The following is a 15178-nucleotide window of genomic DNA, read 5'->3' on the forward strand; positions in this document are numbered from 1 at the left end:
ACTTAGGTGCCTTGTTGTTCTGCCTGTTGCATGGTCACGGTACAGCCAATGGACGCGCTGATAATGGTGGCAAGTGCTAGCCACTGTGTTCATAGTAAAGACTCACCTAAAAATACAAAACCAGACAGGGCGGCAATGGCAGGTTCCAAGCTCATGAGTGTGCCAAAGCTCAGCGCCGTTAAATTACGCAGTGCAATCATTTCCAAGCTAAACGGCAGCGCACTGGCTAAAATTGCTAAACCCAAGAAATACATCAGGCTCATCGGTTGAAAGGTATGAGATGGCATACCTAAACACAGGGCAATCGGCATTAAAATACACATCCCCACAAACATTCCTAAGCACACGGTATGATTACCTGAAACACCGGATGGTTTTTGCCCTGCCACAATATACAATGCCCAACAGCTCCCAGCCCCTAAAGCAAATAAAATGCCCATCGGGTCGAGTGGTTCTACAGCTTGATTGAATGGGAACAGTAAAATTAAACCGAGAATGGCAAGACCCACCCAAATAAAATCAAACTTTTGCCGTGCATGAAATAATGCCACCGACAATGGACCAATAAATTCAAAGGACACTGCAATGCCAAGAGGTAAGCGATGAATCGCGAGATAGAACAGTACATTCATACCGGCGAGTGCAATACCATAACTGATGATGGCTTTCCATTTCACTTGCTGAAAATTAATCTGCCAAATTTTAAAAATCAGTGCCAAAACCAAAGCGCCCAACAGTAAGCGCATTGCTGAAACCGTCACAATTGGAAATTGCTCAAAGAGTATTTTGGCGAATGAACCACTGCTTTGCATGCTGAGCATGGAAATTAGGAGTAGCAAATAGGCCTGAACAGTGGGGGTAACTTTAGAGAAGAAGACCACGATAATTGATATTCCAAATCATGCGAACGATGAGAAAAAGCACAGCAATGCTCTGAAATATAAAAGCAATAGGCACAAAAAAACCACAGCAATTGCTGTGGTTTTTCCGAAGTACTGGATCAGTATAATACGCGAACGCGGATTGTACCTTCCAGATTATGTAATGTGTCTAGCGCTTCATGAGATGCAGTCGCATCAACATCCATTACCAGGTAACCCACATCACCTTTAGTCATTAAAGTTTGACCAGAGATGTTGATGCCATGTTCAGCAAACAGGTTGTTGATCTTAGACAGCACACCCGGGATGTTTTTGTGGATGTGTAGCAGACGGTGTTTACCTTCAGTTAATGGCAATGCGATTTCTGGGAAGTTCACCGCAGAAAGTGTCATACCTTTATCTGAATAAGCCACGAACTTCTCAGCAACTTCCAGACCGATGTTTGCCTGAGCTTCCATGGTAGAACCACCCACGTGAGGAGTCAGGATCACGTTTGGCAGGCCACGCAGTGGAGAAACAAATTCTTCACCGTTTGCTTTCGGCTCTTTAGGGAATACGTCAACCGCAGCACCAGCCAGGTGGCCAGATTTCAGTGCATCAGCCAGGTCTTCGATCACGACACATGTACCACGTGCAGCATTGATGAAGATTGCGCCGTCTTTCATCTGGTCAAACTGTTCTTTCGCCATAAAATTACGGGTAGAAGGAACGTCTGGAACGTGGATCGATACCACATCAGCATTTGCCAGTAATTCGCCCATTGTGCCGACCTGACGTGCATTACCTAAAGGCAATTTAGTCACTGTATCGTAATAGATCACTTTCATACCCATGCTTTCAGCAAGCACAGACAGTTGTGAACCGATTGAACCGTAACCCACGATACCTAAAGTTTTACCACGTGTTTCATAAGAACCGACAGCAGTTTTTTCCCAGCCACCCGCGTGAGTTGTTACTGATTTTTCAGGAACACGACGCAGGAGAAGGATTGCTTCAGCAAGTACCAGTTCTGCAACTGAACGAGTGTTTGAGTATGGTGCGTTAAACACAGGGATACCACGACGCATTGCAGCGTTCAGGTCCACCTGGTTGGTACCGATACAGAAACAGCCCACTGCGATCAGCTTATTCGCAGCTTCAAACACTTCTTCAGTTAACTGAGTACGGGAACGGATACCAATGAAGTGAGCATCTTTGATCGCTTCTTTCAGTGCTTCACCCTCAAGCGCTGTTTTGCGATAGTCAATGTTGGTATATCCAGCTGCATTCAATGTGTCGATTGCGTTCTGGTGAACACCTTCTAACAACAAGAAACGGATTTTATCTTTAGGTAGAGATAGATGTTGGCTCATTACGGCTCCGCTACAAAGGCCAAATTTAGTGCGCAGATTATAGCATAGGAAAGCACCCGATTCACATTTCCATCTTGACGTGAATATCAGGTATTTTTGCAAGTGATATTGGTGAAAATGATGATTTTGGTTGAATTAAATTATCATTTTCAAAGGCATATTATCAAAATTGTCATTTTTTCAGGGAAACGCGAAAAAATAGCTTATAATATTGCACCATGCTTTTAAAGCAGCCGGTTTTGCTGCTTTAATGTGCATGTATCGTCCAAATTTCATACAGGATTTTTTGCCTGAAATATATGCAAATGAACGGACGGACTCTCTCTTGTTTACTTCATGCTAGGTCTGCAAACGATGAATGCTCCAGTCGCTTTAACCCCTGAGTTATTGACCCAATTGACTGCAATTGTAGGTGAAAACCGTATTAAAACTGATGCGGATAGCCTCCAAAATTGGGGTCGCGATCATACTAAGCACTTTGATCCAAACCCATCGGTCATCGTTTTCCCATCCACAACTGAACAGGTTCAAGCCATTGTTAAACTGGCAAACCAATACAATGTTGCGGTGACTCCATCAGGTGGTCGTACTGGTCTTTCTGCAGGTGCAGTGGCTGCGAACGGTGAAATCGTAGTCAGCATGGACAAGATGAACCAGATTTTGGACTTCTATCCAGCAGACCGTATGGTACGCGTACAGGCAGGTGTAGTGACTGAACAGCTTCAGAACTATGCTGAAGAGCAGGGCATGTACTACCCAGTTGATTTCGCTTCTGCAGGTTCATCTCAGATCGGCGGTAACATCGGTACTAATGCTGGCGGTATTAAAGTGATCAAATATGGCATGACCCGTAACTGGATTCTGGGTCTGACCGTGGTGACTGGTAAAGGTGACATTCTGCGTCTGAACAAGGGCATGATCAAGAACGCGACTGGTTATGCGATGCAGCACCTGTTCATCGGTGGTGAAGGTACTCTAGGTCTAGTGACTGAAGCTGAAATCAAGCTGGAACGCCAACCACAAGACCTGCAAGTGATGGTACTGGGTGTACCTGACTTTGATGCGGTAATGCCTGTACTTCACGCATTCCAGGCGAAAATCGACCTGACAGCATTTGAGTTCTTTGGTGAACTGGCAATGCAAAAAGTTCTGGCAAATGGTCACGTGCAACGTCCATTCGAAACTGAATGCCCATTCTACGTACTGCTTGAGTTTGAAGCGCCGTTTGAGCCGATCATGGACAAGGCCATGGAAATCTTCGAGCACTGCATGGAGCAGGGCTGGGTGCTGGATGGCGTGATGAGTCAAAGTCTGGAACAGGTTCACAGCTTATGGCGTCTGCGTGAAGACATTTCAGAGTCTATCGCACCGTTTATTCCATACAAAAATGACATTTCTGTACTGATCACTCACGTTCCTGCATTCATTAAAGAAATTGATGCCATCGTGAATGAAAATTACCCAGACTTCGAAATCTGCTGGTTCGGTCATATCGGTGATGGTAACCTGCACTTGAACATCCTGAAACCGGCTGATCTGACTAAAGATGAATTCTTCGCGAAATGTCAGGTGGTGAACAAATATGTATTTAATACCGTGAAGAAATATGACGGTTCAATTTCTGCAGAACATGGCGTGGGTATGACCAAAAAACCATATCTGGAATACACCCGTTCCGCTGAAGAAATTGAATACATGAAAGCCCTGAAAAAAGTGTTCGATCCAAATGGCATCATGAACCCAGGAAAATTATTCGACCTTTAATCAGATCGAATTCTTAAAATTTACAAAAGCGCATCGAAAGGTGCGCTTTTTTTATATTTGTGTAAAAGTAATTACATAGTCTAAACAGTCGCTTTAAAAAAAGCCCGGCATCATTATTTCGATAATAATGACAACAACGGAAACAAGACCATGCTACGAATAATTTGTGCAATTTTAACTTTGGGTGTGGCTGTAACAGGTGGTTGTGCAACGACACAAGATGCAATTCTTCAATTACGCGCACCAGATACCCCATTAGAACAGGTTTTAAGATTACGTCCTGAACTGCGTGAGCAAATCGCAACGGTTGAGCTACGTCAATTTTTTAATAATCCTGAAGCGCCAACGGCAGGGCAGGTGAAGGTCACCGAAACGGGTTTGAAAGATGATTCGGTAAAAGCAATTCAAACTATTTATCACTTTAGGCTAGATGGTCGTCAATGGGAATTGGTGAATACCCAGAAGATGTATCAGTGCTTACGCAGTAGCGATCAGAAAAAATTCCAGCAAGAACCATGTCCATAATTTTGTTTGATATTTAAGCGAAATTTGGTTAAAAGCGTATCTTTGCGATGCGCTTTTTGCTTTTCTATATGAAAAAGATTTCAATGAGGAACTTTGCTACACTTCGCTCACTTTTTTATTAATACAGCTCTTTTAAAATTCTAAAAAGAGTAAATGAGCCCTCATATCTCCATGCAAAATACCCAGACCACAAAACTCACCCGTGCCACCATGATGTTTCCATTGGCGCTGGTGCTGTTTGAGTTCTCCGTCTATATCTGTAATGACCTGGTACAGCCAGCAATGCTCGCCATCACCAAGGATTTTGGTGTCAGCAGCACCTGGGCACCGTCGTCCATGTCATTTTTCTTACTGGGTGGAGCATTTATTGCAGGTATTTTAGGACCGCTTTCAGACCGTTGGGGACGTAAAACGGTACTGCTTGGTGGTGTGGCTTTTTTTGTGATCACCTGTCTGGCAATCCTGTTTACGCCAAATATCGAAAGCTTTATTGGACTGCGTTTTTTACAGGGCTTTGGCTTGTCTGTGATTGGGGCAGTGGGCTATGCCGCCATTCAGGAAACCTTTGAAGAGCGTGATGCCATTAAAGTCATGGCACTGATGGCGAATGTCTCTTTGCTTGCGCCGTTGTTGGGCCCCGTACTTGGTGCCTTTATGATTGAGCATGTCTCCTGGCATTGGGGTTTTATCGGAATTGCTACTTTGGCATTGATTAGCTGGTTTGGCCTAAAAGGCAAAATGCCTGATCCTAAAATCAGCCGGGTCAAACAGCCACTCAGTTATATTTGGGATGACTTTAAACAGGTCTTGAGAAACAAACGCTTTGTGACTTTGACTCTGTCATTGCCCACCATCGGTATGCCGCTGATGCTGTGGATTGCACTATCCCCAGTGATGCTAGTCGAGCATTTAGGTTTGACCAGCATGCAATATGGTTTGGCACAAATTCCGGTACTCGGTGGCTTGATTGCAGGCAACCTAATCCTGCTGAAAATCATTGATAAAATGCCATTGGGGCAAACCGTGTTACGTGCAGTACCAATGATGTTTGCAGGAACGTTGATCGTGGTAGCAGGCCTGTTTGTGCCAGACTATTTTGTCTATAGCCTGATTATCGGCATGACGCTGGTGAGTCTGGGTGAAGGTTTAAGTTTCTCGGTGATTTACCGTTTTGCCCTGATGTCTTCAGAAGTGTCTAAAGGTACAGTTGCTGCAGCTTTGTCAGTACTGATGATGCTGAGCTTCTTCTTTGTGATTGAGCTGGTCAGGATGATTTATGAAGCCTATGACATTTGGGGTTACAGCATTTCTTGCGCCGTATTAATTGCACTGTGGTTTGGGCTTCCAAGAGCTTGCTTAAAAACATTGATGGCGGAAAGGAAGGAGAGAGGGGAGTTTTAAAAACTCCTCCTTTTTTAAAGGAAGGTTGGGAGGGATTTAATTATTATAGGAATCCCCCTAAATCCCCCTTTTTCAAAGAGGGACTATACCCTCTCTCTAACTCTCTCCCAGCGGGAGAGAGGACATTCAATATTTTTAAATCATTTCCTTAGCGTCAAATAGGTCCAAATTATCGAATGGGCGTTCCCTCTCGTTTTAGGAGAGGGCTAGGGAGAGGTAATTTCAAACCTTCTCAACCACCGGCTGCTCCAACTTCTTTAACTTTAAATCAAATACAAACGGCCCAAACGGCAGGATTGAAGCGATCAGACCCAGAATAAACATATTCAGTGACCATTTCTGCTTTTCACATACAGCAAATAGTACGACCAGAAACAACACAAACAAAACCCCATGACCCATACCGATATATTTCACCAGAATCGGATTGTCCATAATGTATTTGACCGGCATGGCAATAAAGAGAAGTAGTAGAAATGAAATGCCTTCAATCAGGCCCACAAGACGCAAGGTTTTGAGGTTCATAAGCACATTTTAAAAATTGAAAACTGAGCCGAGTGTAACGGATATATGGATAAGAATAAACTGATTTTATTTTTATAAGTTTTTGTATTTAAAATAATAATTCAGATTTATGAGTTTGGTTTTAGTTGTATTTAGGTCACTTAGTCAAATGATCTGACAGGTGTATAAGGCATTAAAAAAGCACCTTTAAAAAGGTGCTTTTTTATGAGCTGAACTTAAATCACACCACAGGCAATACGGTCACCGCCACCTCCTAGTGGAAGTGGTGAGTCTGAGTAGTTGTCCCCACCAGCATGAACCATGATGGCACGTCCCTGAACATCGGCCAGTTTTAGACGTGGTGCAACTACGGTCACTTTGGCAGTTCCATCAGCAGCTACTTTCAGTGCAGGCAAGTCACCGAGGTGGCCAGTCATTGGCGTACCATGATTTGGTGCCTGATTGGTATTCAGGTGACCACCGGCAGCAATGGCAGCGCCGACTTTGCCATCTTTTTCGGCCGGGTCACATGAACCATTTTCATGGATATGGAAACCACGTTCGCCTGCAGGCAGGTTGCTCAGGTTGGTACGAATCACCAGACCAGCCGAACTATCCGCCAGATAGACCATACCAATGGATTCACCCACACCTTGTGCAGTCACGGCATTGACCGTCACGGCTTTCATATTTTCAATGCTGGGTTGTGTAGAAGAAGTCGCACAGCCGGTGAACAGAGCAGCACTGATCACGCCGAGCGCAGAGAATTTGAATAATGAAGACATCATAGGGCATCCCATAATTATTGTGATTATGTGCCCTAATTGAAACAGATTGCCATTAACAAGGCTATGAAGATGAAGTACTTAAATGTTTTCGCTTTGTAATTCAGATACCAAAGCTATCCTCTGGCTTAGAGGGGCGCAGAGGGTGGCGGATCTTTTTTCTCATCCTCAATGTCATAAGCCATGGTGGCTTTCGGCATCATTAAGGATTCGTGCTGATCGCTTTCGTGCAGCCATTCACGCCAAATTGCGAGTAATACAGCTAAAATCACCGGACCGATAAATACACCAATCAGGCCAAAGCTGGCGATACCGCCTAAAACACCAAACATAATCAGCAGGAATGGAATCTGGGTCGCACCCGAGATTACCAGCGGGCGGATCACGTTATCTGCAGTACTGACGATACACACGCCCCAAGCCATCACGCCAATCGCTTCGATAGTTTGGCCTTGTGAGAACAGCCACAGCGAAACAGCGCCATAGGCCATTGGTGGGCCAAAGGGAATTAAGGCAAAGATAAAGGTGATGATGGTCAGAACCATCGGGTTAGGTACACCAGCCACGAAGTAACTCACACCAGCCAGTAGAGCTTGGGCAATCGCAGTCAGACCAACGCCATAAACTACGGCACGAGTCGTATCAGAAATGGTATCCAGATAATGATGCACACGCGGGCCAATGACTTTTTCCAGTGCCTTGCTGACCTGTTTTAAAATGATTTGACCATCACGATAGAAGAAGAACAGCGACAGCATGGCAAAGCCGAGCTTGACCAGATTCTTGCTGATTTCGCTAAACAGCACCTTGCCATAGTTCAGGTGGCCTTGAATCCACACCGAAACATTCTGGGCAATGCTGTTCGGGTCATTGTTGATGTCACGTAAGGTACGGGAAATTTCCTTACCCACAATTGGCAGCTTACGGATAAAATCTGGCACGGTCAGATGACCAGAAAACACCTGTTTCTGCAATTCAAAATACAGGTTACGGCCTTCATGCTGTAACAGGAAAATGGCAAAGGTCAAAGGAATGCCAACTACCAGCGTTACAATCACCATCATCAGGACCGCACTGACATTCGGCCGATTACCCACATTGCGCTTGATGGACTGGTACATCGGCCAGGTCATATAGGCAATAATTGCCGCCCAGACTACAGGCACAATGAAGTACTTAAGTACATTAAAACTCAAAAAAAGCAGAACAAAAAAGAGTCCGAACAATAAGACTTTTTGTAATGTGGGCGCGTATTGTTGCACTGAATTCAATGACTCATTCCTTAGGTCTTGACAGGCATATTAACTGGAAAAATATCCATCCGCAAACGAGCGAGAACGAAGTATTTAAGATTACCTTATGAAGTGAAGATAGCACTGAAATGGTTATTAAAACCACTCGGTAGGATCATCGATGATGGCATTCAGGACGGGCTGCCATTGTAGTTGCAGTTCACGGTACATTTTCTGTGGCTTGTCGAAAATGGCTAGACCTTGCATCGCCAGGCGGCCATAGGGCGTTCGCTCGGTAATCCAGGCTACCGGCTGCTGGTCAATGCGGTCAAAGAACTGCTGAATTTCCTGATTGGACGCAGCATTTGGGCGGATACGGTTGGCCAGTAGCAGAATCTGCACTTTGCCTTTGCGAATGCGCTTAATGTTCTGTAAATGCTTCAGGAAACGTCGGGTCGAATCAATATCGAAGAAAGAAGGCTGCAAAGGCACGATGATGGCATGCGCTTCACTGATCAGTGGTTCGGCCTGTTTCCCGGTCGATGCACCCGGTGCATCGATGATCAGGTATTCGATATTCTTCGGCACATCGCCAATGGATTTGCTGTCACGCCAGTCCAGACTCTGGATCGGGGCAGCATCTTCAGGACGATGTTTTAGCCATTGCAAGGCAGATTTCTGGTTATCAGCATCGGCGAGCGCAACCTTATAACCTTTCTCGGCCAGTGCTGATGCCAGACTAATAGCAGTGATGGTCTTGCCACAACCGCCTTTCTGATTCGCAACTAAGATCGTTTTCATGAGCCGTGTGATTTAATTCTTTACCCAGCTAGCATATCATTCTTTTCAGGCTGGCAGCGGATGGAACTCCATCGACTTCAGTCGAATCTATCCATCAAGAATGTTAAAGATAAAGGAAGACTGAATGTCCATTTGGATGGCAATGCTGATTGGGGCCTGTATTGGCATCGTATTAACCACCCTGATTCTGGGGCAGAGCCGTAATGGCCGGATCAAGGCGGAATATGAACAGTATATTGCCGAGCTGGAGCTGGAACATCAGCAGGCACTAGCGGCGGCACAGAAACGTAGTGTAAATACCAGTCGTGCGGTATTAAAAGGGAAAATGGCCGAACAGTTGGCGCCGATCATGCCGGAATTCCAGTACTTGCCGAGTGATGCCAAGTTTCTCGGTGATCCAGTGGACTATGTGGTCTTTGATGGCTATACCGATTTCCGTGATGGCGATGGCTTGGCCGAAGATATTGAGGTGGTACTGATCGACATCAAAAGTGGCGGGGCACGGCTGACCAAAGGCCAACAGGCCATTGCCCGGGCGATACAGGAAGGACGGGTACGTTTTGAAACCATCCGTATCGACTTTGAAGAGCTGGAGAATTAGGATGATGTCCAATGGATAAGTTGCTGATCACCGCGGTACTGTTCGCCATCGGCTTTTGGGTCTGGACAGAATTTTTTCGAGCCGTGCCGCATCTGGAAGAAACAGGTGTACAGAAAAACTTTAAGGTTGAAGTAGTGCAGCCCGTTTCAGCGACTTATACCATTCTGGAAAAATCTTTTATTGCACCGAATCGCCGGGTACTGCATCAGGCTAGCCCTTTTGTCGGTGGTTTTAATGATCTGGCTTATCTCAGCAACATTGATGTACTACTGACCCGTCAGCCATTGCCAGAGATGCAGGCCAAACTGGATAAGGCTCAACGCTGTTTTCAGATCGAAGGGATGATGAATGATGCAGAACGCGAAGCGATTCAAAACTATGTACAGCATTTTAGCCTGATTGCATCTAATAAGAATATTGCCAACCAGATGCGCCGTCTGAAATCCGGTCAGCAGATTCAAATCTTAGGAGATATTGTCACGGTGCATTCTGGAACTACCGGGCAGGCTTTTTCTGTTGGAGCCGGGGCAAAGCAGCGCGCTCAATGTCAGATCGTGAAAGTGACCCGTCTTCAGGTTTTAAATTAACTTAAGCTGGCTTACGTGCTCGTGTTAGCAGCATGCGTTGGCCGATACTTGGAATACCCGCTGCATCGATATATTTTACTTCATCCAGTTCAAAGCCAGCTACCAGCAATGCCAGTTCAATATCCCGGTTCAGGTGGCAGCCATCCGCGACTTTTTTCTGGATTGGTGTCAGCAATTGTTGTAGACGCTGTACATTCAGGTTTTGCCGGTTTAGCACATGCTCGACCACATGCAGAGTTCCACCTGGAACCAGCACCCGGTAGATTTCATGCAGGCTTTTGACCAGATCCGGCACGCTGCATAGCGTCCAGGTCGAGACCACATTTTCAATTGTGTCATTGTCAAATGGTAGGGCTTCGGCACTTGCCAAAATGTGTTCCACCAAAAATGGTGCTGCTTGAATGCGTTCCTGTCCCAGTTTAAATATCTCGTTGCTTGGTTCCAAGGCATAGACCATACTGACGCTCTGATAAAACGGTAGATTTAACCCGGTACCAAAGCCAATTTCCAGCACTTCACCAGAGACACCGACCAAAAGTTCACGACGCAGATCCATCAAAGAAGGTGTTTGCATCACCTGATTGAGCAGATGAGGGAAAATATGTTTTTGATAAAATTGATACAGCATAGTTATAGGTTCGATTTATGGCTGGACTGACCTTAGCTTAACCGAAAATTCTGCAGGTACAAGCAGATTCAGTCTGACCAAACCCATGCACATTGTTACCAATATCAACTATTTCCTTCACAAAATCACGCTAAGATAGTCTGAAAAGATGAATTGAGAAGACTGGAATAGATAAGAGATGATGTTGAAAAGCATGAAGCATATTGCCCTGTGTCTGGGTCTCATGTTGCCGGTGCTGTCACAGGCATCCATAGATCATAATATTGCTAAAGGCTTGCCACCCGTAGTGAAAGGGCAGTCAATTTCGGTGCTAAAACCGTTTAAAGGGGATTTCCGGATTCTGGGTTCTAAAATTTATACAAATGACCCGCAAGCCAAGTTTTCCCCGATCGATTATGCGGTGAGCTGGGGACTGTTTGCCGAGCCGGAAATTGCCCGCCACATTACCGTGAACCAGTATGACCGCTTCTTGAACTGGAAAATGGACAAAGTGCCGGTACCGAAAGAGCAGGCCATGCAGATGGTCTCCAATATGCACATCATTCCGGCCAATCCACAGATTGCCAAAGCAATTAAACAGGTAAAACGTGGTGATCTGGTCCGTCTGAAAGGTGAACTGGTGGAAGTACGTGACAAGAATCTGGTCTGGCGTTCATCCCTAACTCCAACCGATACAGGCGAGGGTGCCTGTGAAGTATTCCGGGTGAACTCAATTCAATGGATTGAAAAAGTACAGCGCAGCTAATCGTACTGTTATTCATTAAAAAACCGCTCAAATGAGCGGTTTTTTAATGAATTGTGTGCTTATTTTGTAGCAAGTGCTTCACCTTCAAATTGAATACCATCCCAGCCATTCAGCATGAACTGGCGAATGTTCTGGTGATCAGTCGCTTCTGGAGTTGCCAGTACAGCAGCATAGTGTTCAGCGAACAGGCTTAGCGTTTGCTCTTTATCCAGGCCATTCAGTTTTGCAAATGAAAAAACTTTGGCACTGCCTTGATTTTCAGTTGCCGCATTGGCTTGCTGGCCATTTTTAAATGCAGTTGGTGTATGGGTATAACGTGCATCAATGTAAGCGATCACATCAGCAAATTCCGCTTCGCCTGCAGCCAGTTGTGCCAGTAAATCCTGAGCCATGGAGTTTCCCTCTATCACTTAAATAAATTTGAATGGCGTCGAATATACCAATTTTTTGTTAAAGTTCCATGTTCATTGTGCAATTTTAGGTGCATGATGTTATTCAGATTCTCTGCAAGATCTCGTCAGCAGAGCATGAATGATTGAATGAAAATGGAGCGGACATGAACTGGCTTTTGGTGGCAATGGGCGGCGCGATTGGGGCAACACTGCGTTATGGGGCAGGTCTGCTCATTGCCAAGCCACAGATGATGTTTCCATGGCCAACATGGTGGATCAATGTGATTGGTTGTCTGTTTGCCGGAATCTTTTTTGCTTTTAGCCAAAAATATGTCTTTTTGCAAAATGAAGCCCGCCTGTTGCTGATGGTGGGTATTCTCGGTGGCTTTACCACATTTTCCAGCTTTGGTCTGGAAACCTTCCAGTTATTGAAAAATGGCGCGGTTACCATTGCCTTGAGCTATGTCATTTCCAGCCTGATTGTCGGTGTTATTATGTTGGGGATCGGTTTTTACCTGACCCAGCTGGCGTTGGCTCAAGCCTAAAGCAGGCATTAAAAAGCCAGGAAACAAGAAAAGTTTCCTGGCAAGTTGACGATATGAAAATGAGACCGGCAGTTTTAGCTGCTGCTACGTTTAAAACGTGCAAAGCGTTTGTTAAAGCTTGCCACACGACCTTCGTTGCTGGTTTGACGCTGCTCACCAGTATAGAAAGGGTGTGAAGCGCTGGAAATATCCAAAGTCATGTATGGATAAGTCTTGCCTTCATATTCACGGGTCTGGTTTGAGCTCATGGTACTGCCAATCACAAAATAGACATCGGCATTGGTGTCATGGAATAACACTTCACGATACTCTGGATGGATATCAGGGCGCATAATATTCACCTTGCTTAAACAACAATGATTAGATTTATGTTATGTTATAATGTAACAATATTTAAATCAATAAAAACCCGGTAATGATGTGTAACCGGGCGTAACTTTTATAAAGTTTGAGTTTTAAAGCTCAGGCACGTTTTGGAACCAGCTCTTCAAATACATCACTTAAATCATCTTTCACTTTCAAGTGAATCAGGTTCCAGTATTGTCCAGAAATGGTCCGGTTCACCATCAGTGTATCCGGCGATGGCTTGAATACATCCCAGTATTTTAGCGACGGTTTGATTAGCTCAACACCATCGTGATGGGCAGAGTTTTTTTCAAAGTCATAATAACCAGTAAGAGGACGTAACAATACTTCCAGCCATTGAGCATAGAGCGCTTCTGGGAATTTGCCCAGTTCAGTTAATGACTTCAACGCATCTAGCTGTTGCTCGATCAACGGGATATTCTGCTCACGCGCAGCATGTACCAGTTCCCGGAAATGATCAATCACTTCAGTAGAAAGGGTTTTCACCCCACCGAAATCATAAATAATCACGGTGCCATCTTCACGGAAGGCAAAGTTGCCCGGATGCGGGTCGCAGTGGAAACGGCGCAGATAGAAAATTTCCTGACCAATGGCACGGAACAGGCGGCGGCCCAGTTTATTACGCACTTCCACCGGCCAGTTGCTGGCGGTTTCCATACTCTCACCCTGTTCCAAACTTAAGGTCAAAATATGGCGCGATGAGTAATCTTTGTAGACTTCCGGAATGATAATCTTGTCATCTAGCGATTCATGGAAAGCACGTGCGATTTCCAGGTTCTGCGCTTCAATTTCATAATTCAGCTCATTGTCCAGACTGTGCTGAATTTCCTTAAATAGCTGGTCTTGCAGCTTGCGGTCAATTTTTAAAACACCCATTAAACGCAGTGCTAGACGGATCTGTTTCAGGTCGCTTTCGCAAGCTTCATCCACGCCAGGATATTGCACTTTAACCACCACCGCTTGACCATTGGGTAGAGTGGCTTTATGGACCTGACCAATGGATGCTGCCGCAAAAGGGGTAGCATCAAATTCTTTAAATAGCTGTTCTAATGGTTTACCGAGTTCTTTTTCTACTTGGGCACGGATGACATTAAATGGCATTGGCGGTGCCTGACGTTGCAGCTTGGCAATGGCTTTGGCGACTTCAGGCGGGAAGACGTCTTTATATTGTGAGGCAATCTGGCCGACCTTCATTACCGCACCTTTCATTTCACCTAGGGTATCCGCAATCTGGACGCCAATATCCTGAAAAAGTTTACTGCGTGCAGCATTTTTCTGTTCTTCATCAGCAGTTAAATTTTTAATCGAATTGGAGAGTGTTTTGCTGGCGATACTTGCGGTCATACCGGCAAGTTTCATAAAGCGACGACCGGGTGTGCTAGCCGTTTTTGCCATGCGGGATTCCTCAAAATCATCTTTTGAATGCTGCCTTTGATCATAGGCGACAAAGGCCTAAATGCCTACAATTAATTGTAGAGGTTGTGTTGCCAAGTCAGTTGAATACTTCACAATTCCTTCAAAAATCTACCAAAATTTGTGCCAATACCATTTTTGACTCATCATCTGGACTGATCAGGTATAGCATTTATTCTGAGTTTGTTTGAGCTTCGATAGGATTAGAATAGGCAGCATCATTTTATCTCAGACTATTTCATGAAAGTTTATCGTTATTTTACGGGTAAGGATGATGTGCATTTTTGTGCCCGTGTCACCAAAGCCTTAAATGAAGGTTATGAGCTATATGGCTCACCGACCATGACTTTTAATGGTACGGATGTGATTGTGGGACAGGTAGTGGTGAAAGAGGTAGCGGATGAGTCAGAGATTCTGCAGGGATTAAAGGATGCTTTAGCAGCTAATTAAAGTTCAAATTGTCATAGCCTCATTTTCTTGTCTGAGGTTCTGATTTTTCCGTATAGGCTGTTCTTACTTCTGTAGCGACATGAGGTTCTCAAAATATATTTTGAGACCGCAAGGCAAAAACGCTTTGTTAGGCGAATATTGCTTCCTGAGCAAGCTTTAAGCACTGCTTTAAAGCGTGGCGCAAGATTGCTCAACGGCGGCATCCA

Annotated in this window: 17 protein-coding genes and 1 pseudogene; 8 read left to right on the forward strand and 10 right to left on the reverse strand. The window is 44.9% G+C overall.

Annotated features, from left to right (window positions below; all coding sequences use genetic code 11):
• Window positions 1–2 precede the first annotated feature (2 nt).
• A pseudogene (locus ABEF84_RS02020) lies at window positions 3–821 on the reverse strand (EamA family transporter).
• Window positions 822–1000: 179 nt separating this feature from the next.
• Window positions 1001–2233 (reverse strand): phosphoglycerate dehydrogenase, encoded by a 1233-nt coding sequence (serA, locus tag ABEF84_RS02025; protein ID WP_034587753.1) that lies wholly within the window; start codon window positions 2231–2233, stop codon window positions 1001–1003.
• A 354-nt stretch (window positions 2234–2587) separates the two neighbouring features.
• On the opposite strand from serA, the gene ABEF84_RS02030 reads away from it, so the two are divergent.
• From ABEF84_RS02030 to ABEF84_RS02040, 3 genes are all read left to right on the forward strand, one after another.
• On the forward strand, window positions 2588–3997 hold the full coding sequence (locus ABEF84_RS02030; protein ID WP_347454120.1) for an FAD-binding oxidoreductase: 1410 nt from the start codon (window positions 2588–2590) through the stop codon (window positions 3995–3997).
• A 150-nt stretch (window positions 3998–4147) separates the two neighbouring features.
• A complete protein-coding gene (locus ABEF84_RS02035) occupies window positions 4148–4522 on the forward strand; it encodes a hypothetical protein (protein WP_347454460.1) in 375 nt (124 codons plus the stop codon).
• 171 nt (window positions 4523–4693) lie between these two features.
• Window positions 4694–5923: an MFS transporter gene (locus ABEF84_RS02040; protein WP_347473510.1), complete on the forward strand. Its 1230-nt coding sequence runs from the start codon at window positions 4694–4696 to the stop codon at window positions 5921–5923.
• Window positions 5924–6145: 222 nt separating this feature from the next.
• Here ABEF84_RS02040 and ABEF84_RS02045 read toward each other — a convergent pair whose 3' ends face one another.
• The 4 genes from ABEF84_RS02045 to ABEF84_RS02060 all read right to left on the reverse strand — a co-directional run bounded on the left by ABEF84_RS02045 (window position 6146) and on the right by ABEF84_RS02060 (window position 9245).
• Window positions 6146–6448, reverse strand: a complete 303-nt coding sequence (locus tag ABEF84_RS02045) for a DUF3817 domain-containing protein (protein ID WP_347473282.1) — start codon at window positions 6446–6448, stop codon at window positions 6146–6148.
• Window positions 6449–6663: 215 nt separating this feature from the next.
• On the reverse strand, window positions 6664–7212 hold the full coding sequence (sodC, locus tag ABEF84_RS02050; RefSeq protein ID WP_347473509.1) for a superoxide dismutase [Cu-Zn] SodC: 549 nt from the start codon (window positions 7210–7212) through the stop codon (window positions 6664–6666).
• A gap of 128 nt (window positions 7213–7340) precedes the next feature.
• The gene (locus tag ABEF84_RS02055; RefSeq protein WP_347473508.1) at window positions 7341–8474 is read right to left on the reverse strand and encodes an AI-2E family transporter; all 1134 of its coding nucleotides are present in this window, start codon (window positions 8472–8474) and stop codon (window positions 7341–7343) included.
• Window positions 8475–8600: 126 nt separating this feature from the next.
• Complete coding sequence (locus ABEF84_RS02060; protein ID WP_347453531.1) at window positions 8601–9245, reverse strand: ParA family protein; 645 nt, start codon at window positions 9243–9245, stop codon at window positions 8601–8603.
• A 124-nt stretch (window positions 9246–9369) separates the two neighbouring features.
• Between ABEF84_RS02060 and ABEF84_RS02065 the strand changes: the two genes are divergently transcribed.
• Window positions 9370–9846 carry a Holliday junction resolvase-like protein gene (locus ABEF84_RS02065; protein ID WP_034587767.1) on the forward strand — a complete coding sequence of 159 codons (477 nt, stop codon included), beginning with the start codon at window positions 9370–9372 and terminating at the stop codon, window positions 9844–9846.
• Window positions 9847–9857: 11 nt separating this feature from the next.
• Window positions 9858–10433: a hypothetical protein gene (locus ABEF84_RS02070; protein WP_347453532.1), complete on the forward strand. Its 576-nt coding sequence runs from the start codon at window positions 9858–9860 to the stop codon at window positions 10431–10433.
• A 1-nt stretch (window position 10434) separates the two neighbouring features.
• Here the strand turns inward: ABEF84_RS02070 and ABEF84_RS02075 are convergent, their stop codons facing one another.
• Entirely contained in the window at window positions 10435–11061 is a 627-nt protein-coding gene (locus ABEF84_RS02075) for a class I SAM-dependent methyltransferase (protein ID WP_347453533.1), read from the reverse strand.
• 193 nt (window positions 11062–11254) lie between these two features.
• On the opposite strand from ABEF84_RS02075, the gene ABEF84_RS02080 reads away from it, so the two are divergent.
• Window positions 11255–11806, forward strand: a complete 552-nt coding sequence (locus ABEF84_RS02080) for a hypothetical protein (protein WP_347453534.1) — start codon at window positions 11255–11257, stop codon at window positions 11804–11806.
• Between the two features lie 59 nt (window positions 11807–11865).
• On the opposite strand, the gene ABEF84_RS02085 is transcribed toward ABEF84_RS02080, so the two are convergent.
• Window positions 11866–12198 carry a HopJ type III effector protein gene (locus ABEF84_RS02085; RefSeq protein WP_347453535.1) on the reverse strand — a complete coding sequence of 111 codons (333 nt, stop codon included), beginning with the start codon at window positions 12196–12198 and terminating at the stop codon, window positions 11866–11868.
• A 164-nt stretch (window positions 12199–12362) separates the two neighbouring features.
• Here ABEF84_RS02085 and crcB point away from each other — a divergent pair, with 164 nt between their 5' ends.
• The gene (gene crcB / locus ABEF84_RS02090; protein ID WP_347453536.1) at window positions 12363–12743 is read left to right on the forward strand and encodes a fluoride efflux transporter CrcB; all 381 of its coding nucleotides are present in this window, start codon (window positions 12363–12365) and stop codon (window positions 12741–12743) included.
• 74 nt (window positions 12744–12817) lie between these two features.
• Here crcB and ABEF84_RS02095 read toward each other — a convergent pair whose 3' ends face one another.
• Window positions 12818–13075 (reverse strand): type B 50S ribosomal protein L31, encoded by a 258-nt coding sequence (locus ABEF84_RS02095; protein WP_347453537.1) that lies wholly within the window; start codon window positions 13073–13075, stop codon window positions 12818–12820.
• Window positions 13076–13205: 130 nt separating this feature from the next.
• On the reverse strand, window positions 13206–14504 hold the full coding sequence (locus ABEF84_RS02100; RefSeq protein WP_347453538.1) for an AarF/ABC1/UbiB kinase family protein: 1299 nt from the start codon (window positions 14502–14504) through the stop codon (window positions 13206–13208).
• 258 nt (window positions 14505–14762) lie between these two features.
• Here ABEF84_RS02100 and ABEF84_RS02105 point away from each other — a divergent pair, with 258 nt between their 5' ends.
• Window positions 14763–14972, forward strand: a complete 210-nt coding sequence (locus ABEF84_RS02105; RefSeq protein WP_347453539.1) for a DUF1737 domain-containing protein — start codon at window positions 14763–14765, stop codon at window positions 14970–14972.
• Window positions 14973–15178 lie beyond the last annotated feature (206 nt).

Origin of the sequence: Acinetobacter sp. ANC 7912 (assembly GCF_039862785.1) — a bacterium.
GTDB classification, from domain to species: Bacteria; Pseudomonadota; Gammaproteobacteria; order Pseudomonadales; family Moraxellaceae; genus Acinetobacter; species Acinetobacter thermotolerans.